The organism is uncultured Candidatus Puniceispirillum sp., from assembly GCF_963979125.1.
Classification (GTDB): Bacteria; Pseudomonadota; Alphaproteobacteria; order Puniceispirillales; family Puniceispirillaceae; genus Puniceispirillum.
In genome coordinates, this window is sequence record NZ_CAXBVX010000022.1 from 1 (window position 1) to 23,963 (window position 23,963).

General features: G+C 48.9%; 23 protein-coding genes. 7 read left to right on the plus strand and 16 right to left on the minus strand.

All coding sequences use genetic code 11. From position 1 onward, the window contains the following. The first annotated feature begins 8 nt into the window (after positions 1-8). The 3 genes from ispH to rnhA are packed head-to-tail and all read left to right on the plus strand — an operon-like array spanning position 9 to position 2,389. The gene (gene ispH, locus ABNT28_RS03855) at positions 9-965 is read left to right on the plus strand and encodes a 4-hydroxy-3-methylbut-2-enyl diphosphate reductase (protein ID WP_332923927.1); all 957 of its coding nucleotides are present in this window, start codon (positions 9-11) and stop codon (positions 963-965) included. 24 nt (positions 966-989) lie between these two features. Then, the gene (locus ABNT28_RS03860; protein WP_332923928.1) at positions 990-1,955 is read left to right on the plus strand and encodes a homoserine kinase; all 966 of its coding nucleotides are present in this window, start codon (positions 990-992) and stop codon (positions 1,953-1,955) included. Then, complete coding sequence (rnhA, locus tag ABNT28_RS03865; RefSeq protein WP_332923929.1) at positions 1,952-2,389, plus strand: ribonuclease HI; 438 nt, start codon at positions 1,952-1,954, stop codon at positions 2,387-2,389. The genes ABNT28_RS03860 and rnhA overlap by 4 nt, the downstream gene beginning before the upstream one ends. An 8-nt stretch (positions 2,390-2,397) precedes the next feature. On the opposite strand, the gene ABNT28_RS03870 is transcribed toward rnhA, so the two are convergent. Both ABNT28_RS03870 and ABNT28_RS03875 read right to left on the minus strand, forming a co-directional pair. Next, positions 2,398-2,883 carry a peroxiredoxin gene (locus ABNT28_RS03870; RefSeq protein WP_332923930.1) on the minus strand — a complete coding sequence of 162 codons (486 nt, stop codon included), beginning with the start codon at positions 2,881-2,883 and terminating at the stop codon, positions 2,398-2,400. A gap of 71 nt (positions 2,884-2,954) precedes the next feature. Further along, a complete protein-coding gene (locus tag ABNT28_RS03875) occupies positions 2,955-5,129 on the minus strand; it encodes a protein-disulfide reductase DsbD domain-containing protein (protein ID WP_348721038.1) in 2,175 nt (724 codons plus the stop codon). 112 nt (positions 5,130-5,241) lie between these two features. Here ABNT28_RS03875 and ABNT28_RS03880 point away from each other — a divergent pair, with 112 nt between their 5' ends. Further along, complete coding sequence (locus ABNT28_RS03880) at positions 5,242-5,838, plus strand: YqgE/AlgH family protein (protein ID WP_332923932.1); 597 nt, start codon at positions 5,242-5,244, stop codon at positions 5,836-5,838. A 22-nt stretch (positions 5,839-5,860) separates the two neighbouring features. On the opposite strand, the gene ABNT28_RS03885 is transcribed toward ABNT28_RS03880, so the two are convergent. The 9 genes from ABNT28_RS03885 to coxB all read right to left on the minus strand — a co-directional run bounded on the left by ABNT28_RS03885 (position 5,861) and on the right by coxB (position 14,479). Continuing rightward, positions 5,861-7,126 carry a pitrilysin family protein gene (locus ABNT28_RS03885; protein WP_332923933.1) on the minus strand — a complete coding sequence of 422 codons (1,266 nt, stop codon included), beginning with the start codon at positions 7,124-7,126 and terminating at the stop codon, positions 5,861-5,863. Further along, the gene (gene thrC / locus ABNT28_RS03890) at positions 7,123-8,532 is read right to left on the minus strand and encodes a threonine synthase (RefSeq protein WP_348721039.1); all 1,410 of its coding nucleotides are present in this window, start codon (positions 8,530-8,532) and stop codon (positions 7,123-7,125) included. The genes ABNT28_RS03885 and thrC overlap by 4 nt, the downstream gene beginning before the upstream one ends. Further along, positions 8,532-9,284: an SURF1 family protein gene (locus ABNT28_RS03895; RefSeq protein ID WP_332923935.1), complete on the minus strand. Its 753-nt coding sequence runs from the start codon at positions 9,282-9,284 to the stop codon at positions 8,532-8,534. Before ABNT28_RS03895 ends, thrC begins: the two co-directional genes overlap by 1 nt. Before the next feature lie 125 nt (positions 9,285-9,409). Then, complete coding sequence (locus ABNT28_RS03900; protein WP_348721040.1) at positions 9,410-10,195, minus strand: cytochrome c oxidase subunit 3; 786 nt, start codon at positions 10,193-10,195, stop codon at positions 9,410-9,412. Between the two features lie 77 nt (positions 10,196-10,272). Next, the gene (locus ABNT28_RS03905; protein ID WP_332924047.1) at positions 10,273-10,833 is read right to left on the minus strand and encodes a cytochrome c oxidase assembly protein; all 561 of its coding nucleotides are present in this window, start codon (positions 10,831-10,833) and stop codon (positions 10,273-10,275) included. Then, the gene (locus tag ABNT28_RS03910; protein WP_332924046.1) at positions 10,830-10,988 is read right to left on the minus strand and encodes a hypothetical protein; all 159 of its coding nucleotides are present in this window, start codon (positions 10,986-10,988) and stop codon (positions 10,830-10,832) included. Before ABNT28_RS03910 ends, ABNT28_RS03905 begins: the two co-directional genes overlap by 4 nt. Further along, positions 10,985-11,905: a heme o synthase gene (locus tag ABNT28_RS03915; RefSeq protein WP_348721041.1), complete on the minus strand. Its 921-nt coding sequence runs from the start codon at positions 11,903-11,905 to the stop codon at positions 10,985-10,987. The genes ABNT28_RS03910 and ABNT28_RS03915 overlap by 4 nt, the downstream gene beginning before the upstream one ends. A gap of 50 nt (positions 11,906-11,955) precedes the next feature. After that, entirely contained in the window at positions 11,956-13,545 is a 1,590-nt protein-coding gene (ctaD, locus tag ABNT28_RS03920) for a cytochrome c oxidase subunit I (protein WP_348721042.1), read from the minus strand. A gap of 22 nt (positions 13,546-13,567) precedes the next feature. Continuing rightward, on the minus strand, positions 13,568-14,479 hold the full coding sequence (coxB, locus tag ABNT28_RS03925; protein ID WP_348721043.1) for a cytochrome c oxidase subunit II: 912 nt from the start codon (positions 14,477-14,479) through the stop codon (positions 13,568-13,570). 303 nt (positions 14,480-14,782) lie between these two features. On the opposite strand from coxB, the gene tldD reads away from it, so the two are divergent. Beyond that, entirely contained in the window at positions 14,783-16,222 is a 1,440-nt protein-coding gene (gene tldD / locus ABNT28_RS03930) for a metalloprotease TldD (protein ID WP_332924042.1), read from the plus strand. On the opposite strand, the gene ABNT28_RS03935 is transcribed toward tldD, so the two are convergent. The 3 genes from ABNT28_RS03935 to ABNT28_RS03945 all read right to left on the minus strand — a co-directional run bounded on the left by ABNT28_RS03935 (position 16,219) and on the right by ABNT28_RS03945 (position 19,669). Next, positions 16,219-17,418, minus strand: coding sequence for an MFS transporter (locus ABNT28_RS03935; RefSeq protein WP_332924041.1), 1,200 nt, complete (start codon positions 17,416-17,418; stop codon positions 16,219-16,221). The two genes, tldD and ABNT28_RS03935, sit on opposite strands and share 4 nt — an antisense overlap. A gap of 79 nt (positions 17,419-17,497) precedes the next feature. Then, positions 17,498-18,862, minus strand: a complete 1,365-nt coding sequence (locus tag ABNT28_RS03940) for a glutamate--cysteine ligase (RefSeq protein WP_348721044.1) — start codon at positions 18,860-18,862, stop codon at positions 17,498-17,500. Positions 18,863-18,907: 45 nt separating this feature from the next. Beyond that, a complete protein-coding gene (locus tag ABNT28_RS03945; protein WP_332924039.1) occupies positions 18,908-19,669 on the minus strand; it encodes a 16S rRNA (uracil(1498)-N(3))-methyltransferase in 762 nt (253 codons plus the stop codon). Between the two features lie 117 nt (positions 19,670-19,786). Between ABNT28_RS03945 and ubiA the strand changes: the two genes are divergently transcribed. Continuing rightward, complete coding sequence (gene ubiA / locus ABNT28_RS03950; RefSeq protein ID WP_332924038.1) at positions 19,787-20,737, plus strand: 4-hydroxybenzoate octaprenyltransferase; 951 nt, start codon at positions 19,787-19,789, stop codon at positions 20,735-20,737. Here ubiA and ABNT28_RS03955 read toward each other — a convergent pair. Next, positions 20,732-21,574: a hypothetical protein gene (locus ABNT28_RS03955; RefSeq protein WP_332924037.1), complete on the minus strand. Its 843-nt coding sequence runs from the start codon at positions 21,572-21,574 to the stop codon at positions 20,732-20,734. The genes ubiA and ABNT28_RS03955 overlap by 6 nt on opposite strands. Further along, positions 21,567-22,508, minus strand: a complete 942-nt coding sequence (gene argC / locus ABNT28_RS03960; protein ID WP_332924036.1) for an N-acetyl-gamma-glutamyl-phosphate reductase — start codon at positions 22,506-22,508, stop codon at positions 21,567-21,569. The genes ABNT28_RS03955 and argC overlap by 8 nt, the downstream gene beginning before the upstream one ends. A gap of 108 nt (positions 22,509-22,616) precedes the next feature. On the opposite strand from argC, the gene ABNT28_RS03965 reads away from it, so the two are divergent. Then, entirely contained in the window at positions 22,617-23,954 is a 1,338-nt protein-coding gene (locus ABNT28_RS03965) for a TldD/PmbA family protein (RefSeq protein ID WP_348721045.1), read from the plus strand. The last annotated feature ends 9 nt before the right edge of the window (positions 23,955-23,963 follow it).

Below are 23,963 nucleotides of genomic sequence, written 5' to 3' on the forward strand. Positions count from 1 at the left end.
AACAACCTATGGAAATTAATTTGGAAACACCAAAGAAAAAAATCATTCTTGCGGCACCCCGTGGATTTTGTGCTGGGGTTGACCGAGCGGTTCGCATTGTCGAAGTTGCGCTAGAAAAATATGGCGCACCTGTCTATGTACGACACGAGATTGTACATAACAAAACTGTGGTTGATGATCTGGCTGACAAAGGCGCTGTCTTTGTTAGGGAATTGGATGAGGTGCCAAAAGGCGCACCCGTGGTTTTTTCCGCGCATGGTGTTGCCAAGGCTGTAGTTGCCGAAGCCAAAGAACATAATATGATTGCTGTTGATGCAACCTGCCCACTGGTGACAAAAGTACATATCGAAGCCCAACGCCATGCTGCTCAGAAGCGACATATTCTGTTGATCGGGCATGCCGGACATCCCGAAGTCGAAGGCACAATGGGACAAGTTGCCGCTAATGAAATCACCCTGATTGAAACCGTGGAAGATGCCCAAAACGTTACACCACCAGATGATGCGGCGCTGGCTTTTGCCACCCAGACGACCTTGTCTGTCGATGATACAGCCGCGATCATTTCAGTTTTACAGTTTCGTTTTCCTGATATTACCGGGCCACGCGGCGAAGATATTTGTTATGCCACCACTAATCGTCAAAATGCTGTCAAGGATATGGCCAAAGGGCTGGATCTGATGTTGGTAATCGGGGCAAAAAATTCGTCAAATTCACAGCGGCTTGTCGAAGTTGCATTACGAAGCGGTGCCAAGCAGGCAACGCTGGTTGCAGATAAACATGCTGTTGATTGGGATATGGTCAAAGAAGCCACACATATCGGCATTTCAGCAGGCGCATCAGCGCCTGAAATTCTGGTGACTGATTTGTTGAATGCTATAAAAACACTCTACGATGTTGATGTTGTCGAGCATGGGCATGTAAAAGAGAATATGACCTTTAAGTTACCGTCCATCTTACAAAGTTAATTATCTGGATAACAGAAGCATCGTATGGCCGTTTACACCGAAGTTGATGACACCACATTGACAGAATTTCTGTCACGTTACGATATTGGCACAGTTGTCAGTTTTGCAGGCATTGCAGAAGGTGTTGAAAATTCCAATTATCTGCTTCGTACGACGAAAGCGCATTTTATTCTGACACTGTATGAAAAGCGGGTGAATGCAGACGATTTGCCTTTTTTTGTCGAATTAATGGAGCATCTAGCCGGAAAAGGAATGAATTGCCCGCTTCCAGTTGCGGCGAAGGATGGTTCTGTTCTGGCTGAAATAATGGGGCGCCCTTGCGCGATTTTTACATTTCTTGACGGAACGTCTTCGCGTTACCCAAATAGAGCTAAATGCCGCGCTCTTGGTGTCGCATTAGCCCAGTTGCATATCAATGCCGATGGCATATCACGATCCCGCGCTAATGCGTTGGGGCCAGATGCATGGAAACCGTTGCTTGATTCAGTCGGCAATCGAACAAATGAGCTTGGCGATAATATGCTGGCACAAGTTGAAAAGCGGCTTGCACAGATTACCCATAACTGGCCACATGACCTGCCACGCGGCATCATTCATGCTGATCTTTTCCCGAATAATGTTCTGTTTATGGGGGATAATCTGACAGGGCTTATCGATTTCTATTTTGCCTGTGAGGATATTTTTGCCTATGACGTCGGCATCTGTCTTAACTCATGGTGTTTTGAAGCTGATGGAAGTTTTAACATGACCAAATCGCGGGCATTGATTAACGGCTATCAGTCAGTTCGGCATCTGAGTGTCGATGAAATTAACAATATTCCTGTTCTGGCTGCCGGATCGGCAATGCGTTTCTTTCTGACACGGCTATATGACTGGATGAACACGCCAAAAGATGCGTTGGTCAGCCCTAAAGATCCAATGGAATATTGGTCGATTCTGCGGTTTCATCAATCAGTTTCGGGGCCTAGTGCCTATGGTTTCTATCAATGAGCACTGGTGTGACGATCCATACTGACGGGTCATGCCTTAGCAATCCGGGCCCTGGTGGCTGGGCGGCGATCCTGAATTGGCGGGGTACCGAAAAGGAATTGTCAGGTAGTGTGGCTGATACAACTAATAACCGTATGGAATTACAGGCCGCCATTGAAGGTTTGAATGCGCTCAGCCGCCCGATGCAGGTTGAGCTTCATACCGACAGCAAATATGTCATGAATGGCGTAACTGACTGGATGGCACGCTGGAAAGCAAATGGATGGCGTACAGCCGCAAAAAAGCCAGTTGCCAATCAGGATTTATGGGAAATACTGGATGCAGCAACCCAACGCCATCAGATCACATGGCATTGGGTTAAAGGGCATGCAGGTAACGAGTTAAATGAACGCTGTGATGTGCTGGCACGCCGTGCGGCCGAAAGCCTGAAATAAACCAGCAGTTATGCCCCCAAGGTTGCCAGCACATTCTCGGCACTGGAAACTGAAAACTCACCTGGCTCTTCCATCAAAACATGCGTAACAAGCCCATTATCAACGATTATGGCACAGCGCGTTGCGCGCTTGCCAAGGATCGCGCCCATATTGACCTCAATACCAAGCGCGCGTGAAAATGACCCGTCCATGTCAGCTATCATATCTATGATGCCATCAGCTTGGCTAGCCTCGCCCCACGCATGCATCACATGCGCATCATTAACTGACAGGCACGCAATCTTATCAATGCCTGCTTGTTTTAACGCGTCCGCATGTTTGATATAGCCAGGTACGTGTTTGACCGAACAGGTAGGTGTAAAAGCCCCCGGTACGGCAAACATAACAACACGGGAATCTTTGAAATAATCGTCGGTTGAAAACGCATCAATACCTTCATCAGATTTAATCTGAAATTGGGCAGAAGGTATGTTTTGTCCTGATTCAATTGTCATTAACTATGTCTTTCTATAATTGGGGTGATACCAAGCCACACTAGTACAATTAGCATGACCAAAAATCAAATCTAGTTGGCGGCCAGTCCAGCTAAATCAAAATTACTATCGAGAATGTCAGTCGTCAGCAATTCAGGCAGAATGATGCCTGTTGGGTGCGATGGACTGAATATAGCATTGAACGGAATTCCAAAGCGACCATTTTGCACCAGAAAACGCGATATAGCGTCATCAGGACGCGTCCAGTCAGCCTGAAGCATCGCAAGTGTTCCCTGACGTTGGGCGGTGCCTAGGCGCGCCGCAATCGCCGGATCATTGATGGCAAATCGTTTATTTACCTTGCAGGTAATACACCAGTCAGCTGTTACATCAACAAATACCACCTGCCCTTTGGCCAGATGCATGGCTATGCTACCTTCCTGCCATGGTTGCCATGCTACATCCACCCCAAGGCCAGCCACCGGTAATGGCATTTTTCGGGGTTGTGGTGACATCAATATAGGAACAGCCAGCGCCGCCACCACCGTAAAGGTAATAATCACGCGGGTCGCCCGAACAGCAAAACCACGGAACGTAGCCAACCCAAAGCCAAGCACCAAAATAACCACAAGCGCACGTGTAGCATCTGAACCGCCAAGCGTATGAAATAGCGACATCAACCAAATAACAGTGCCGCTTAGCAATAAGGCCAGCATATATTTCATAGCCAGCATCCAACGGCCAGGCTTTGGCAAAAATGCGATAGCTTGCGGCCATTGCGCCAAAATCAACCACGGCATGGCAAGCCCAAGCCCCATTGCGGCAAAAATGCCAACAAGCATGATATTATCGCCTGTCAAAGCCGCGGTGACAGCGGTGCCAACAAAAGGTGCCGAACAAGGTGTGGCCAGTAAGGTTGCCAACATCCCTGCCATAAAATCTCCAGCATAACCTGAGCCTGTTGATATACGCATGACAAACGCCGGAATTGGCAAGGTCAGCCGATCAAGCATGGCCAGCACAAACAGGCTGATGACCAATGTCATGGCGATCAGAAATACCGGATTCTGAAATTGAATACCCCAGCCAATTTGTGCGCCGGCATATCGTAAAATACCAAGCGCCGCCGCCAAGATCATAAAGCTGGCCATTATGCCTGCGGCAGATGCCAGAAAACGCCGCCGCACATGCCATGATGATAGGCCCGCCGCTGATAGAATTGATGTCACCTTGATCGCAAGAACTGGCAATACACAAGGCATAAGATTCAAAATAAGCCCACCCAGAAATGCGGTTAACAGGATCGCGCCAAAAGCAAATGATGGGGTGGTCTGCGGATTAAACTCTGGTGCCTGTGCGGCTGTGCCAATAACCACATTCACTTCGGCCAGTTCGACATCACCTTTGCCAAGACCCGCCCGTGACGGCTGGCCAACAATGGTCAATGTTAAAGGCATGCCCAGCATAATGTCAGGCTGTTTCCCCAACATGGGGATACGGGCAATCTGGCCATTCATCTCCGGTTTTTTGAAAGCGAGGCCTTCAATCCCTTCGACAAAAATATCGTCAAGCGGCACTGTTGTGGCGGAAAACCTGACATATAGATTTTCGGCATCATGCCATAGTGTCTGTGCGTTGATATTGGGAGCCGATCCCGGACGTGGCACCGCCGATGCATATTCGGCGATCATCTGAGTATGTATGGTCGGTAATGCGGCACCGTCAGCAATATCAAGACCGAGCGATCCTGCAAGAGGGACACAGATGTCCGCGCAAACAAGTGCTTCAACATCGGTAGTTAGCTGAAGCGGTGTACCGCTTATATGTCCAGTTAGCGTTATGGGTAGAACAACATGTTCGGCATAGCCAAAATTATCAAACCCAAAAGCGTTAAATCTTTTGGGGGCGGGCCATGCAATATCAGCAGATAATGCCTTGTTAACATTCTGGTCCAGATTGATCGAGGGGGGAAGACCTGCCTCACCCGGGGTGCGCCAATAAATCTTCCAGCCAGGCGCCATCCTGAATTCCAATCCAAGTGGAATATTTTCCAAAGTACCTGTTCCAGCAACCGCCGATACCAGCCGCATTTCGGCCATTGATGGATCACCTGTCCATGAGGTTTGATTTGCATAAGCAGAGCATGTCATAAATATGAATGAAATCAGTGATATAAATGCCATCAGCGGGCGGATTGCGACCCGTCGCCACATAGTATGAATCAACAAGCAATAGTTGCCAGATTTTGATGTAAGGCTGTTAAACATAACCTGATCCATATGATCGGTGCAGTGGGCAAAGCTAGAATAGCTCTTTACCAATTATCCGATTAGCTGTCTAATCTAGATAAGACATAAAACAAAGGAAACAAGCTGAACCGTGTCGTCATTTAGCACAGATTCACAAACACCAATTTCTGCACCAAAAGGATTACAGGGGCATTTACTGATTGCTGTGCCGCAGATGCTTGATCCACGGTTTCAAAAAGCGGTTATTCTGATGTGCCAACATGACGACCAGTCAGCCATGGGATTTGTGATCAACCAGCAATCAGAAAAGCTTAATTTGGGCAGCCTATATGAAACACTTGAAATAGGCACACCGCGATTTTGTGCTGATCAACCTGTTTTCATTGGTGGCCCCGTTGATGGTAATCGCGGCTTTGTCGTGCATTCACAAGATCATATGCTGCCCGAAAGTAATCCAATTACACATGAAATCGGCCTGACCACAAGCCTGGATATTCTGGAAGATATAAGCAATGGAACCGGACCATCACAATCGATTATCTCGCTTGGTTATGCAGGATGGGGCGGTGGTCAGCTGGATGCCGAAATCGCCGCCAATGCGTGGCTTACCCTGCCCGCGTCACATGAACTTGTGTTTGACTGCGACGCCGACGATATATGGGATGAAACCTATGCAGCACTTGGCATAAATCCCGCACATTATAATGATATAGCGGGCAACGCCTGATAGCCGTGATACATGCACAATGCTAGGCTGATAGCGCGGCACCAAGCTGGCTGTTTGACATGATATTATCACTTGGCCCCACCAATGCCACAGCCGGATCACCTGCCGCGATCAAGCTGGCGGCTACCTGACTAACTGCTTTTGGTGTAATCGCGTCAATGGCATCAAGCAGATCGGTATCATCCTGCGGGGCACCAAACAACGTAATCTGACGCGCAAGTGCATCACCACAGGCCGCTACGGATTCACGACTCATCAGTAAATTGGCGCGAATTTGGGCTTTGGCGCGGGCAACCTCATCATCAGTTACGGTAGTTGCAATAGCGGCCAGTTCACCTGCCGAGACACGAAGCATTTCGTCAACCTTATCGGCGGATGTGCCTGCATAAACGCCAAATACACCACAATCCGAATAAAGCGTTGGAAATGAAAAGATCGAATAGCATAAGCCACGTTTTTCACGCACCTGTTGGAACAGGCGCGATGACATGCCCCCTCCATAAAGTGTTGAAAGTGCCATCAAGGCAAACCGGTCTGGCGTGGTCGCTGATGGGGCTGGCAATCCAAAAATGACATGAGCCTGTTCAAGATCACGAGTAAGAAGATGACGCCCAGCCTGCCATGAAGGGCTGTTACGCTTGGCATGTTCAGCAGTTTTGATACCCCCTATCGCATCGGTTATACGGGTAACAAGATCATCATGTTCAATTTTACCTGCCGCACATACCAGCATCTGTTCAGCACCATAATGCCGCTGCATAAAACCAGCCAGATCGCGCTGGCTGAAAGCCGAGACACTATCAACGGTTCCCAATATAGGACGGCCAAGGGTATGACCACCATGCGTCGCTTCGGCAAACAGATCGAAAACCATATCGTCAGGCGTATCAACCGACTGGCCTATTTCCTGAATGATAACGCCGCGTTCACGTTCGATTTCATCTTCGGGCAAGGTCGAACAGGTCAGAATATCAACCAAAATATCGATGCCAAGATCAAGATGTTCAGGCAATATTCGAATGTAATAGGCCGTTTCTTCACGGCTGGTATGGGCATTCATGAAGCCACCAACATCTTCGACTTCGGTTGCAATCGCCAAAGCATCACGGTTGCTTGTGCCTTTAAACGCCATATGTTCGAGCATATGGGCTATGCCCTGTTCGTTTTGCCGCTCGTCGCGCGCGCCAGCCTGCACCCAAATACCAATCGAGATGGTTTGACTATGCGGCATAGCTCGCGTCGCAACACCCAGCCCATTGGCAAGTCTGGTCAGCCTTGCGGCACTCATATGCTTCGCTTTTCCTGTAAAACCAGTGCTTTTACAGCGTCTGGTGTCGCGTTGGCAAATAGCTGTTTTTCAGACCGTGACATCAGATCCGACAAATGCGCAGGTAATGCAGGTATTTCGCCTGTTGCCGAGGCGACAGCATCCTGAAACTTTGCTGGATGCGCACAAGCCAAAGATATGATCGGCACACCCGCCGGAATAGTGCCATCAGCCAGCGCCATGCGCGCCGCGCCAACACCAACCGCACTATGTGGGTCTAGCACCATATGGTCGTTCGTCGCGCTTTGACGTATTTCAGCAAGCGTTGCCGCATCATCGAGCCGATAACCAGCAAACATATTATGCGCCTTTTCCAGTACCGATGCGGCTACATCAAAACGTCCGGTCTTGGCAAATGTAGCCATAGCCGTATTCACCGCAGTGCCATCACGCCCAAGCAATTCAAACAGTAACCGTTCAAAATTGCTTGAAACCTGAATATCCATTGATGGGCTATGTGATGGGGCAACAGCTTCACGCTGCATCGTTCCACTCTCAAAAAAGCGGGTCAGAATATCATTCTGGTTCGACGCCACGATCAATCGTTCAATCGGCAAGCCCATCTGGGCGGCAACATAACCTGCAAACACATTACCAAAATTACCTGTCGGCACCGAAAAAGCGACCTTTCTATCCGGCGCGCCAAGCGCAAGTGCTGATGAAAAATAATATACAATCTGGGGCATTAAACGCGCCCAGTTTATTGAATTAACCGCCGAAAGATTTACCGCGTCGCGGAAATCATGTTCGTTGAACAGTGTTTTGACAATATCCTGACAGGCATCAAAATCGCTAGGTACCGCAACCGCATGCACGCCTGGCGCATCAACCGATGTCATCTGGCGTTGCTGAACAGGTGAAACGCGGCCTTCGGGAAATAGAATGAATACGTCAACCGCATCACGCCCCTGAAAAGCCTCTAACGCCGCCGAACCTGTATCGCCGCTTGTTGCCCCCAAAATAACTGCCTGTCTGCCATGCGCTTGCAATGCACGGTCAAAGGCACGTGCCAGAAATTGCATCGCATAATCTTTAAAAGCAATCGTCGGACCGTGAAACAATTCCAATACATGAATATCGTCATTCAGCTTTACCAAAGGGGCAATCGCCGGATCGTCAAACCCAGAATAAGCATCACGTGCCATATCGGTGAGTTCAGCTTGATCAATCTCACCTTCACAAAAAGGTGCCATGATCCGACCTGCAAGCTCGACATAGGAAAGTCCCTGCATCGCCCGGATTTCATCGATAGAGAAGCGTGGCCATGCAGTTGGCAAATAGAGACCGCCATCGCGCGCAAGTCCGCTTAGAAGCGCATCTTCAAACCCTAATGGTCCGTCATTCCCGCGGGTGCTGATATATTGCATTATGCCTCTCCGTCATCTTGCTTTGCAGAAGCGTTTAAGAATGTCAGACGGCCAGCCTGATGATGAAACGCCAAATAAACCGCCAGCAAACCAAGGGCAATGCCATACCATGTCATAGCATAACTAAGATGTGCATTGCGCAAATTCAGTTCAGTTTTGGCAGCTATCGGCAAAGTTACAACATCACTGGTGCGCAAACTATCGGCATAAAAGGCAGTAATGCCATTATCAGCCAAATCCAGATGCGTTATCATCTGGGCTGGATTCATAGTAAACCAAAACCCGTTGTCAGGTTCGTTTTCAGGGACGAAATACCCCTTTTTGCCAGGCATTCGTAAAATCGCATCAACCGTCACCTCACCTGATACAAGTGAAAATGCTCTTTTCGTTGGATCGCGGTAATCTTCGGATACCCAGCCCCGATTGATCATAATGATACGACCATCGATCAATGTCATGGGGGAGACGACATGAAAGCCTGCATTACCTTCATAGGTCTTGCCCGTCATATATAGTTCTTTGTCATGGGCAAAAATGCCTGTGAGAGCTAAACGCCGGAATTCATAATCGTCGGTCAGCGCATCAACGCTAGGCGGTGCAATGGCGGCGGCAAGTGAACGTGCCTCGAAACTGTTAATCAGATCAGTTTTCCATTGCAGACGTTGAAGCTGCCACGTACCAAGCATCAGCAAAACGGCAAAAGCCGGAATTGCAACAACACTAAGCCAAAGAAAGGGCCGGAATTTAATCATATAAATCTGTTACCACTTATGCGTTTTGTATCTGCCCGACTATAAAGGCCGCTTTCCCCAAGCCGTGCAATAAAAAAGGAGCGCTATAGATTAAGCGCTCCTGTTAATTTTTCAAGAAACGAAGATTACCCGCCCCACCAATAGATAGCGGCAAACAGGAACAACCATACGACGTCAACAAAATGCCAATACCATGCGGCAGCTTCGAAACCAAAATGCTGTTTTGGTGTGAAATGACCAGCCGCACCGCGGAACCAGCATACAGCCAGAAACAATGTACCGACGATCACATGAAAACCATGAAAGCCTGTTGCCATGTAGAATACAGATGGATAGACGCCGTCTGTAAAGCCAAATGGCGCATGCGCATATTCCAATGCCTGTAATGCGGTAAAGCTGATGCCAAGCAGAACGGTCAGGCCAAGACCATTCATGAAATCCTTGCGGTTGCCATGCTGCATAGCATGATGCGCCCAGGTGACGGTACAACCCGACAAAAGCAGAACCAGGGTGTTGATAAGAGGCAGATCAAACGGATCAAAAGTAGTGATTCCTTCAGGCGGCCAAATGCCATCATTCGGAAATAAGGCACGGTCAAAGAACGCCCAAAAGAAAGCCACAAAGAACATGATTTCTGAGGCGATAAACAGCATCATTCCGTAGCGCATGCCGATTTGAACGATCGGGGTATGATGCCCTTGATATTCAGCTTCACGAATAATATCGCGCCACCACATGAACATAGTCAGCAATACCAAAGCAAAGCCAACGCCCAAGAGGGCTGTGCCATACGCAACTTCATGCATATACATCACGGCACCCATTGCCATCGTAAAGGCCGCCGCCGACCCCACTGCTGGCCATGGGCTGGCTTCTACAAGATGGTACGGGTGTTTGTTTGCACCGCTCATTTTAGTCTCCTTATAATCTGGCATCTACCTGTTTCAGGCAAAGCCACCTCACCACGACTATTCTAGTCTTTAAACAATCAACCTTCTAGGGCTGGAAAGAAAGTGTATGATAAAATAATCTCTTTCACATCCAACGCATTTTCATCTTTTGCAATATCGGGATCGACAAAAAACCGAACGGGCATATCAACTGACTCGCCAGGCTGTAATGTCTGTTCGATAAAGCAAAAACAATCAAGCTTCATAAAATACTGTCCAGCTTTGACTGGTGTAACATTAAATGTCGAAGTGCCTGTTGTTGGCGTATCAGCTAGATTTGTTGCGCGATAATTGATTACAACTTCTTCGCCCGGATTCAGTGTCACCGGCTTGTCAACAGGCACAAATGACCAGTTCAGCGCCGGATTCACATTTGCATCAAAACGGACTTTCACCGGATGGTCATACACAATATCTTCATTCACATTTTCGGCAATTTGCGTGGTGCCACCATAGCCTGTCACCCGGCAGAATAGATCATAAAGCGGTACCGAAGCATAAGCCAAGCCAACCATGCCCGCGACCAATAAACCAAGCCACATTAGCAAGCGCTTGTTGCCATTGGCAGTGGATGTCGCAGGTACAGTCTGGATATTCATGATGATGCACCGCCAACTTTAACCAGCGTCAGCACATAGAACAACACAACCAGCCCAACAATGATGCCTAGTAAAGCCAGATTACGACCTCTTCGCATACGCTGCATCTCTTCAGCTGTTTTCGGGATCGGAGCTTGTTTGTCTAGTTCACTCATAGCACCATACCCGCAACGAATTGATCAAGAACCAAAGCCAGAAATATAAGAAACAGATACAGGATCGAATAAGCAAACAGGCGCATTGCCAACACATTGCTTTTGCTTGCCCAGATACGCCATGACATAGCAACAAAGATCGCACCAGCAACCGATGCAAACCCACCATAAATCCATGATGCCATCCCGATAAAGGATGGTACCACAGCCAGAGGTGCCAGAATCAACGCATAGATTAATATCTGTTTGCGGGTTTCATCGTGCCCAGCAACCACCGGCAGCATAGGCACGCCAGCGGCTTTGTAATCGTCATTTTTAACCAAAGCCAGCGCCCAGAAATGGGGAGGTGTCCATATGAAAATGATACCAAATAGCAAAAGCGGCTCTATTGAAATACCGCCAGTAACAGCGGCCCAGCCAATCAGAGGAGGCAAGGCACCAGCTGCACCACCGATGACAATATTTTGCGGCGTGCTACGCTTTAGCCAGATTGTGTATATGACCGCATAGAAAAAGATTGTGAAAGCAAGCAGACCCGCCGCAAGCCAGTTGGCCGCAAGTCCAAGCAGTAAAACCGATAAAGCCGATATGACCAATCCCATTGTGAGGGCTTCGGCAGGTATCATGACACCAGCTGGAATCGGACGATTCTTTGTGCGTGTCATGACAGCATCAATATCGCGGTCATACCATTGATTTATGGCACCCGACGCACCTGCACCTGCGGCAATGGCAAATAATGAAACAGCAAAAACTAGAGGATGTAATGAACCAGGCGCCAGATACATGCCCGCAAAACCAGTGAAAATAACCAAACTCATCACCCGAGGCTTTAACAATGCCCAGAAGTCGCCAACCGACGGCCCGCTAAAGCCGTCGGTAGGTGACGCGATTTGATGATCCGATGTGACTGACATCACGTTTTCCTCTTTTGTCATGACAAGCTTAATAGCTTGCCATGAAAGGGTTATTTGACCTTTGGAAGCTCATCAAAGGTATGATACGGCGGCGGTGACGCAACCTGCCATTCCAGCGTTGTCGCGCCTTCGCCATATGGATTATCAGCAGAACGACGCTTTGCATAAAAGGCCTCGGCAATGACGAACAGGAACAAAATCGCACCAAACGCACCGATAAATGAACCGATTGACGCGACCATATTCCAGCCAGCAAACGCATCCGGATAATCGATGTAACGACGCGGCATACCTGCCAGACCCAGAAAATGCATTGGGAAAAAGGTCAGGTTCACACCAATGAAGGTGATCCAGAAATGCAACTTGCCAAGTGTTTCCGAATATTCATAACCAGTCATTTTCGGGAACCAGTAATAGAAACCAGCAAACAAACCAAACACAGCACCAAGCGAGAGCACATAATGGAAATGGGCGATCACGTAATAGGTGTTATGCAGAACCACATCAAGACCCGCATTCGACAGAACCACACCTGTCACCCCACCAAGGGTGAACAAGAAGATAAAGCCAATTGCCCATAGCATAGGCGTGCGGAATGAAATCGATCCGCCCCACATTGTTGCAATCCATGAAAAGATCTTAACGCCTGTAGGCACCGCTATGACCATAGTAGCGGCCGTGAAATAGGCGCGCGTATCAACGCTCATACCGACTGTGTACATATGGTGTGCCCAAACGATAAAGCCGACAAAGCCAATCGAAACCATGGCATAGGCCATCCCCAGATAGCCGAAAACAGGCTTCTTTGAAAATGTCGATACGATATGACTGACAATACCAAAGGCTGGCAAAATCATGATGTAAACTTCAGGATGACCAAAGAACCAGAACAAATGCAGGAACAAGATTGGATCACCACCACCCTCAGGGATGAAGAAGGTTGTGCCAAAATTACGATCCGTCAACAGCATGGTGATTGCACCAGCCAGAACCGGAACCGCCAATAATAGCAAAAACGCAGTGATCAACATTGACCATGCAAACAAAGGCATCTTGTGCAATGTCATGCCTGGTGTACGCATATTGAAGATCGTTGTGATGAAGTTCGCGGCACCCAGAATTGATGATGCACCTGCTAGATGAAGTGAGAAAATCGCCAGATCCATCGACATGCCTGGCGTACCAGAAGATGAAGATAAAGGCGGATAAATCGTCCAGCCAACACCCGCACCACCATCCATGACAGCTGACAGCAATAGCAAAATAAATGACGGCGGAAGCAACCAAAAGCTGATGTTATTCATCCGAGGGAAAGCCATGTCCGGCGCCCCAATCATGATGGGCACAAACCAGTTACCAAAACCACCAATCAACCCAGGCATGACAACAAAAAACACCATGATAAGGCCATGCGCGGTGGTGAACACGTTCCATACATGCCCATCAGCCATATATTGAACGCCAGGTTCCATCAATTCCATACGCATATAGACCGAAAGGCCACCACCGATAAAGGCAGCAAGAATTGAGAACACCAGATACATAGTACCGATGTCTTTGTGGTTTGTTGAATAAAGCCAACGGCGCACAAAACTTGAAGGGGCGCCGTGATCAGCGTGGGCGTGGGCTTGCGCACTCATATTAATTTCCTCTTCGATTGCGTTATTTGGCTAACGCTACAACAGTTGTTTCAGATGCAAGGTTTCCAATTGACGGTATGACAGCATCAGCGCTTGCAAATTCTTGCTTGGCGTTCGCCAGCCATGCCGCATATTCATCCTTTGGCAATGACTTCACTTCGATCGGCATATAGGCATGGTTAATGCCACAAATCTGATTACACTGACCATAATAGGTGTTGGCGCCAACTGGCACATCGATCCATGCTTCGTTGGTACGGCCGATAAAGGCGTACATCTGAACAGCTAGTGATGGCACAAAGAACGAATGCATCACATCATTACCCGTAATAAGCAGTTTGATCCGCGTATTTTCAGGCACGACAAGGGGATTATCAACAGAAAGCATTCGTATCTGGCCCGGCTGAAGATCAGCTTCTTCGACTAGATAGCTATCAAAAGCGACACCATCATCCGGATATTCATAGTTCCAGTACCATTGGTTGCCCGTTACCTTGATCACCATATCGGTTTCATTAGTGCGGTCCATATAATAAAGAAGGCGAAATGACGGAATGGCGATACCAACAAGAATAAGTACCGGAATAACAGTCCACAGAACTTCGATTACAGCATTATGCGATGTCCGCGAAGGAACAGGATTGGCCTTGGCGCGGAATTTGACGCCAACATAAAGCAACAAGCCAAGCACAAAAAGTGTAATGGCCGTAATCACCACCAGTAGAAGATTATGAAGATCCGTCGCCATTTCGGCGATGCTGCCAGCAGGCGGCTGCAAGTCCATTTGCCAGGGCTGGGGTACAGCTGCATGTGCCATGTTGCTAGTAGCAACAACAATTCCAACAAAGCTGCTCAACGCAACGGCAAAGGGCGCTAGACAAGCGCGGCGCGAACCAGTTTTTAGATCCAACAAGATGTTAGACAAAGACGGCATGGATTTTTCTCCCACAAATATCGAGATCCATATAAGATCAATAAGCATGTTCGCAGATCATAAATGATTACCAGAACATCGTTTATTTAGACTGTTTCAACACAAGATGATAGCCCCGTGCGGCAGCCTGTCGCTATAATTTTTATCTTTTTTTCAGTTTTTGGCTTTTTTGCTAAATTATGCAGGTGCATCCAGCAATATAGTCCATGGCTTTCCCTTGAAATTTGATGGTTTCTGCCCCATTCTCTAGACACATCCTTAGATCACCGATTCGAACAACATATTGAAATGCTTGGACACACAATGGATATGCTTGCACAAACAAATGACATCTTTTTTACCCGCACCGGGCTTGATCCTGATCAGGCTGAAGCCGTTGTGCGAGATGCGCTGTCTGGCGCCGATGATGGTGAGCTTTTCATGGAAATGCGCCATGCCGAGACATTATTATTTGATGATGGTCGTTTGAAATCTGCCAGTTATGACCAGTCAAGCGGCTTTGGTTTGCGCGCGATCGCTGGGGAAGCGCATGGCTATGCCCATGCAGGTGAGTTGAGCGAAGATGCTTTGCGCCGCGCCGCTGCCAGTGTCAAAGCTGTCACCAGCGGTTATAACGGCACCTTGTCTGTTGGTCCTGCGGCTGGCGCTAACCAACCTCTATATTCTGACGCCAACCCGCTCAATCACACGCCGTTTGAAGACAAAATTGCACTTTTGCAGGAAATGGATGCCTATGCGCGCGCTGCCGACCCGCGCGTTGTTCAGGTAAGCGCCAGCCTTGCCGGTTCATGGCAAGCTGTCCAAATCATGCGCAGCGATGGCATGCGGGTTGCCGATATCCGCCCGCTTGTGCGTCTGGGCGTTAATGTCGTTGTCGAACAGAATGGCCGCATGGAATCAGGTGGCACAGGTGCTGGTGGCCGGGTAATGTTTACCGATTATATGCAACCCGCGATCTGGAAAGCGCAAATTGACGAAGCCTTGCGTATGGCAGTGCTCAATCTTGATTCGATTGCCGCACCAGCTGGCGAAATGGAAGTAGTGCTGGGATCGGGCTGGCCAGGCGTGATGTTGCATGAAGCTGTTGGCCATGGTCTGGAAGGCGATTTCAATCGCAAAGGCACATCCGTATTTAGTGGCCGTGTTGGCGAACAGGTTGCGTCCAAAGGTGTTACTGTTATCGATGATGGCACAATTGCTGATCGCCGAGGTTCGATCACGGTAGATGATGAAGGCACACCAAGCAAACGCAACGTTCTGATCGAAGATGGTATTCTAAAAGGATATATGCAGGATCGACAGAATGCGCGGCTTATGGGCGTAGATGCAACTGGCAATGGTCGTCGCGAATCCTACGAACACGCCCCCATGCCACGGATGACAAACACCTACATGGAAAACGGTAAAGATGATCCGCAAGAGATTGTCGCCTCAATCAAAAAGGGTATATATGCGGTGAATTTTGGCGGGGGTCAGGTTGATATTACATCAGGGAAATTTGTGTTTTCTGCGGCCGAGGCCTATCTGGTTGAAAACGGAAAAATCGGCGCCCCAGTCAAGGGTGCAACCCTGATCGGCAATGGTCCTGACGCTATGTCAAAGATCAGCATGATCGGCAATGATACCGCACTTGATAGTGGCATCGGCACATGTGGCAAATCAGGCCAGAGCGTTCCCGTAGGCGTTGGCCAGCCAACTGTCAAGATGGGTGGAATTACTGTTGGGGGAACCGAAGCGGCCTAGTTGGTTTGTGAACGGTTTGGGCGCACTAGCTGTGTAACAAGGGCAAGCAATAAAATTGTCACAATTGTGCCAACACCAAAGGAATAATGCGCACCACCAAGCTCGTATAATGGCCCTGCAATGACAAGGCCAAATACCTGTCCTAATGATCCAAAACCCTGAACGGTGCCAAGCGACCCACCCATCACATTCCTATCAGCAATATTGCTGACGGCGGCAGTCAGGGACGGGTTGCTAAGCGCATAACCAAAACAGACCGCCGTTGTTGCCAGAAGTATCTGTGCAAGCGGGAACGCATTCCCAAAAAACATATCCAAAGACATCAGCACGATCATGCCTTGGCCTGTTGCCAGCAGAATGGCACCAATCGCAATGGTACCCACCTCGCCAAATTTACGCACAACCGGATTAATCAAACCTGCCTGAATCATTACAATACAGACGCCCACATAGGTAAAGAGCCAGCCTGTCGCACGCGCATCAAAATCAAGATAGTCTTTCAGCAAAAGCACAAAGGACGCTTCAACCTGAGCAAAGGCCAAGTTAAGACAGAAATAGGCAATCGCATAAAGCGCCAGCGGGCTTGCCAGGATATCACCAATACGGCGCGTTAAAGGCGTTTTAGTTTGAGGCGCATTATTGACAGGCGCGGCAATGGTTGTCTCGCTAAGACGAAGCGCCAGACCGAACGCAATCACCGAAAATATAGCCGCCACAAGGAATGGTGCCTGATGAAGCGGGCCACCACCAAGGCCGCTGAGGATACCACCAAGCGCTGGACCAGCGACAAAACCAGTGCCAATCGCCGCACCAAGAAGTCCCATATATTTGGCGCGGTCTTCCGATTTAACCCGGTCGGCAATAATGGCTTGAATGACCCCTGTATTGCCAGCAGCCAGACCCGCTAGAATTCGTGCGGCAAACATATGAATAATGTCAGTCGAAAAGGCGAACCAGACATGTGCCAATGCGCCAATAAATAGCGACACAACAAGTACCGAACGCCGCCCAATCCTGTCAGATAACCAGCCAAGTATAGGATTGGCCACAAACATCGCCAAGGCAAAGGATGCTAGCAATGCTGTCATCACCGTTGCCGATTGGCCAAGCGTATCAACAACGGTAAAGGGCAATATAGGAATCAAGGCGCCAATACCGACAAAATTAATAAAAACAACAAGCAGAAGCGCAAACATGTTTGTCAGTAAACTTTCTGGCCGGATATTATATTCTTTGTTTATATGGGGGCTGATATGTTGCCGGAATAGAGGGCTGTTAATAAATATGCTCAATAAAGGCCGGATCAACAGATTGATTCCATGCCCCATGATAGCGGATCAGCATTTCATCTGCATAAGTCTTGCGCGTACGCAGAATATTCTGCAACGGACTCAAAAATCCAGTTTCATCATTGCCGCCACTATCAAGAATACCGCGCCGATGCAGCCCAGCACGGGCAATATCAACAAGCTGGGTCGCCAGATCATACACATCATAATGCGCCAGTTTTCCGTTCAATCCGTCACGCGCAACAGAAAGCCTTGCTTCCATAACATCATTGGCAGTGATCGGCGCTGCAAGTGCCTCGGCGGCGGCCAAGGCATCAGCATCATATAACAACCCGACCCAGAAAGCAGGCAAGGCACAGATATTGCCCCATGAACCACCATCGGCACCACGCATTTCAATGAATTGCTTTAGTCGCACTTCAGGGAATGCTGTGGTGACGTGATCTTCAAAATCGCCCATTGTTGGGGTTTGCCCCTCAAATCCCGCAAGCGTTCCGGCCATGAAGTCACGAAATGATTTGCCCGCAACATCCAGATAATCATCACCGCGATGCAAGAAATACATGGGAACATCAAGAATATAATCAATCCATTGTTCATAGCCAAACGCCGGATCAAATACACAAGCAGGCACACCACAACGCGCATTATCAGTATCAGTCCAAACATGCGCGCGCGTCGAAACCAATCCGGATGGGGCACCATCTTTGAATGGAGAATTGGCAAATAATGCCGTAGCCACCGGTTGTAAGGCCAGTGATGTACGAAATTTGCGCCGCATGTCTTCTTCGTCAGCATAATCAAGATTGACCTGAACGGTACATGACCGCAACATCATATCAAGGCCAAGTGAGCCGACTTTTGGCATATAGTCACGCATGATTTTGTAGCGCCCCTCGGGCATCCAGTTAATATCATCACGTCCCCATTTGGGGTTAAAACCAAGGCTTAGCATACCAATACCAAGCGCATCGCACACCGCGCGCATATGTTTGAGATGCCGCCCTGTTTCTGCACATGTCTGATGCAGGTTTTCCAGCGGCGCACCTGAGAGTTCCAACTGACCTCCAGGTTCCAGCGTTACCGAGCCACCCATGCCATCCGTAATGCCGATGATGTTGCCATGCTCCATGATTGGCTGTGCTTTTTCGCCAAGACGCGCACGAAGGTTATTCAGCATAACGCGAACACCATTTTCACCGTCATACGTAACCGGACGCAGATCATCGCGGTAAAACAGGAATTTTTCATGCTCGGTTCCAATACGCCATGTATCGGCAGGCCCAGCACCTTTGGCAACCCAGTCTATCATCTGTTGTTTGTCCGAAAGCGGCACGCCATTATTGGTCATAATCTTGTCCTCGATTCGGTCTAAAAGTCATCTGGATTATCATATCTAACGCCAGTCACCACAAATTGCCTGATAGCAAGCCAGTGCCGCAATGGCCGCTGTGTCCGCGCGTAAAATACGTGGACCTAATGAAGTTGTTAGACAATTATCTATTTGCGTCAAGATTTTACGTTCGGCAGGCGAAAATCCACCTTCAGGCCCAATCAGAATGGCCGCCTTTTTTGGCGCGTCAATCGCCGCTAAAGCGGTGGTGATATTGTGTTTTGCCACCCCAGCGTTTGCTTCGTCACACCAGATCAATAGACGATCATCTTCGAGGTCGGAAAGTACCGTGGTTAATTTGTCAAAATTCATGATTCTGGCAATATCAAGTCGTTCGGTTTGTTCAGCGGCTTCGATGGCATTTGCCGCTAGACGTTCATCCTTTACCCGCGAAATCTGGCAAAAATCAGTGCGAACTGGCCAAATCCGGCTCACGCCAAGCTCACTTGCTTTTTGCGCAATAAAATCAAGACGTGCCTTTTTCACTGGTGCAAAAAGGAGCCATAAATCAGGACTGTTCGTTTGTGGTCGTGATTGATGGGTTAATTCAATCTGTGCGCCCTGTTTACCAAGCGTGGCGATCACACCATGCCATTCACCATCCTGTCCGTTAAACAGAGCAATTTTTGCCCCCATCGGCAAGCGCATGACATTACCCAGATAATGTGCCTGTTCCTTGCTAACAGTGACCAAATCGCCTGTGCGCAATGGCGCGTCAACATATAGGCGTGCTTTGGGTGTTTGATTTTCCTGAGTCGGCTTCATAGGCAGTAAGTAGCCACCTTGATGAAACAATTCAATATGTCAATTTCAATATGCTAATTAGGTAGATGCAATCAGTGGGTACTTGATTAGTGCGCGCGAAGCCAATAATGGTAAATCATGAGCAAAGCACAAACAAATTCACCACAAGGCCAGCCTAGCCATACCGATATACAGCTTCTTGGCTGGTGGCAAAGCCTTCCAAAAGGATGGCATCCCTATATCTATCTGGCACGGTTAGATCGGCCTATTGGATGGTGGCTTTTGCTGTTACCTGCATGGTGGGTAATTCCCGTTGCCGTTAATGATATAGGGCAGATGGGCTTGTTAATGGTGCTGTTCATGATTGGGGCGATTACCATGCGCGCGGCTGGTTGCGTTATCAATGACATGTGGGACAGAGATATCGACATTAAAATTGAACGCACACAGTCACGCCCGCTTGCCGCTGGCACTATCAGTATGGGCATGGCGTTTATGTTTCTTGTTTGCCTTGGATGTATCGGACTTGCGGTGCTTGTGCAATTACCACCGATGGCCATTTTCATTGGCATTGGATCATTACCGCTGGTCGCATTATATCCACTTGCCAAACGGGTGACATGGTTTCCACAATTTGTCCTTGGGCTGACTTTTGCTTGGGGGGTGCCACTTGGCGTTGCGGCGGCAACTAATCACGCGCCAGCACTAGCATTCTGGATTATCTATGCCGGAAGCGTCGCGTGGGTGTTTGGCTATGATACAATTTATGCCGTTCAAGATATGGTCGATGATCGCTTAAGCGGCGTTAAATCATCTGCCCTTGGGTTAGGCGAAAATCTGCATAAAGGGGTAGGTATCGCCTATGCAATTGCCATTTTATTGCTATCAAGCGGGTTTTATTTGGCAACTGGATTTGGGTTATGGTTTGCAGGAGTCAGCCTGATGGGATTGCATCTGGCGCATCAATTACGCCAGCTTGATGCACATGATCCAGCTATGGCATTACGTCTGTTCAAATCAAATCGTAATGCCGGGCTGATTTTGACTGTCTTTACCGTTGCCGATCATGTAATGCGAGTAGGCCTATAGAAACGCGTCCAGATCGTCGCATTCAATATCGATCACTGACCAAGGCGAATTTGTTGCAAAAAGAGCATGTGCCGACAGCACTTCACGAATGGTATCACGCGCCAGTTTATCTACCCGCATATCGGCAACAAATGAGGCGTGATCGCGCGCATCATTATGTTGGCATAACCGCCGGACAAAGGTTGCCGCCTCGGCTTGGGTAAAGGCTGAAAACCAGCGCCCTTCAGATGTAATAGTGGGCAACGCTGCTGGCATACCGTTGCCTATATCAAGAACGCCTGCACGGGCGTTATAGCCAAAAAGAGGTGTATCGGCAGAAACAACATAACCATTGGCTTCGGGAATCTGCAAATGCGTGACAGCATCTTTGGAAAAGCGGACATAATCATAAGCTATACCAACAGCCTCGGTGCGATGCATTTCAGCTAATTGATCAGCATCAAGCCACGCTACGTTCAAGCGCACATGGCATCCTAGTGAAGGAAAGGCTGTACATGGCACCGCCCCGTAATAGCCCAACATGGCGACATGAACGATATCACAATCATGCAGGGTGGCAGGCGTGACAGGCACAACAGCATCTTTGCCAAACTTTCGGAGAAGTTGCACAGGTGCCCGATTCGACCCCACCGATAAAACCGCAGTTCGCCCAGTCAGTATCCCAGCATCATGCAATGGACGCAAATGCCCACAATCAAGCACAAAAGCACCTGTTGGCGCGTCATATGGATAGCGCAATGCACGATCAATTTCGGTTTGTTGCGGCAAATAAAGCGCGGCATCAAGCTGTTTGACTTGATTAGAAGGATGGCCAGATTGCCGTGCGTTATCAGACAAGAGCGGTATCTTCCGCAATGCCAAGCGCGATGTTCATATTCTGGACAGCCGCACCCGACGCGCCTTTTCCAAGATTATCAAGCCGCGCTGTAAGCCAGAACTGGCTTTCGTCCTTATTGGCAAAAACAAACAATTCCATATTGTTCTGCCCTGCCAAACTATCAGCGGCCATAGAGGTCTGGCCACCAAGATCATTGGCACGATCCGCACCCATAGCCACAAGGGCACTATCTGCATACCAGTCACGTAGTAGATTATAGAGTGACGATGCGGTTGGTGGCGTGCTGAATTGATGTGCGTGAAGCGGCAAATGTACCAGCATGCCAGCATAGAAATTACCAACCGATGGCATAAATAATGGTGCTTTATCAAGGCCGGCATATAGCTGCATTTCGGGCACATGCTTATGCGCTAAATCCGTGGCATAGGCCAGATGTGGAGCTAGATCTCCAGCTTCGTGCATCGCTATCATGGCGTTGCCACCCCCGCTATAACCACTGACAGCGGGAACCGTTATATCTGCATCAGGTGGGATTATTCCCGAATTTATCAAAGGCCGAAGCAAGGCAATCAAACCTGTTGGATAACATCCGGGGTTTGATATGCGTTTTGATGATGCCAACGCATGACGTTGTTCAGCATCCATTTCGGCAAAACCGTATGCCCAATCAGGGTTAGTCCGGTGCGCTGTTGACGCATCGATCAGACAAACATCCATAGTGCTGGCGGCTTTAGCAACGTCTATTGCGGCGGCATCAGGCAAACATAGGATTGCCACATCGGCTTTGGCCATCATGTCAAGGCGCGCTGACATATCCTTGCGCACAGCAGCATCAAGATGCAGCACATGCACATGCGGATGCGACGCCAACCGAGACGCCACTTTCAAGCCGGTGGTGCCAGCTTCACCATCGATAAAAATGTTATAGATCATGCGGCAGTCATAAACGGAAAATGAAAAAGCTTCAACTGATTCAATTTTTAAGACCCGCTTTACGCTGGACAGTTGAAAACTGAACGCGGGCGGGTTATCTGATAAGACATGAAAACACATGAACAAAATCTAATTTCCGAACTTCTTGATGCCGCTAAAGCCGCAGGCGCCGATGGAGCTGACGCCACACTAGCGCGAGGTGAAGGCAATAGTGTCGATATCCGCCTTGGCAAAGTCGAAGCCGCCGAACGATCCGAAGATTATGATGTCGGCATGCGCGTCTTTGTGGGGCAACGCACAGCATCGATTTCAACCAGCCAGCTTGATAGCGATACCATAAAGCAGCTGGCAGAACGTGCCGTAGCCATGGCCAAGCTGGCACCTGAAGACCCCTACGTACGGCTTGCCAAAGCTGAGGAACTGGCATCGGATATTCCTGAACTCGATATGTTTGATGCGACCGAAACCAGTGTTGAAACATTAACCGAGCGTGCCAAGCAGGCTGAAGATGCCGCCTTATCACATAAAGGCATCACCAATTCCGATGGCGCTTCTGCCAGTTTTGGTGTGGTCAATGTGCTGATCGCTACCAGCAACGGGTTTTCAGCAAGCTATAAACGGTCTTCATCTGGCGTTTCAGCCGTTGTGATTGCCGAAAAAGACGGTCAGATGGAGCGTGATTACGACTATAGCGCCGCCGTATTTGCCGAAGATCTGGACGCCCCAGATGCCATTGGACATAGTGCAGCAAAACGTACATTGTCGCGTCTTGGTGCCAGCAAGCCAAAAACAGGACAATTTCCGGTTATCTATGATCAACGTGTTTCGTCATCAATTGTCAGCACTCTGGCAGGTGCCATTAATGGTGCGGCAATCGCGCGCGGCACCAGCTTTCTTAAAGACAGCCTTGGTGAGCAGATAGCCAGCAAAGGGTTGAATTTCATTGATGATCCTCTGCGTTCGCGCGGGATGGGGTCACGTTTGTTTGACGGCGAAGGTTTATCTGTCAGCAGACGTCTTATGGTCAAAGATGGCGTTTTGACAGGCTGGTTCCTTGATCTGGCATCAGCCGCCAAGCTGGAGATGATACCTACAGGAAACGCACGCCGGTCAATGGGCGGTGCACCATCCCCATCCGCCAGCAACTTTTTTCTGGAGAACGGCACTTTATCGCGCGCTGATATGATTGCCGACATCAAGGAAGGTTTTCTGGTCACCGAAATGATGGGTAGCTCGGTTGACATGATCACGGGTGACTATAGTCGTGGTGCAGGTGGTTTCTGGATTGTTGATGGCAACATCACTGGCCCTGTCACCGAAGCTACCATTGCTGGTAATCTTAAAGACATGCTGATGGCCATAACAACGGCGGATGATATTGATATGCGTGACAGCATCGCCGCCCCGTCCCTGCGGATTGATGGCATGATGGTTGCTGGATCATGAAGTGGCTTG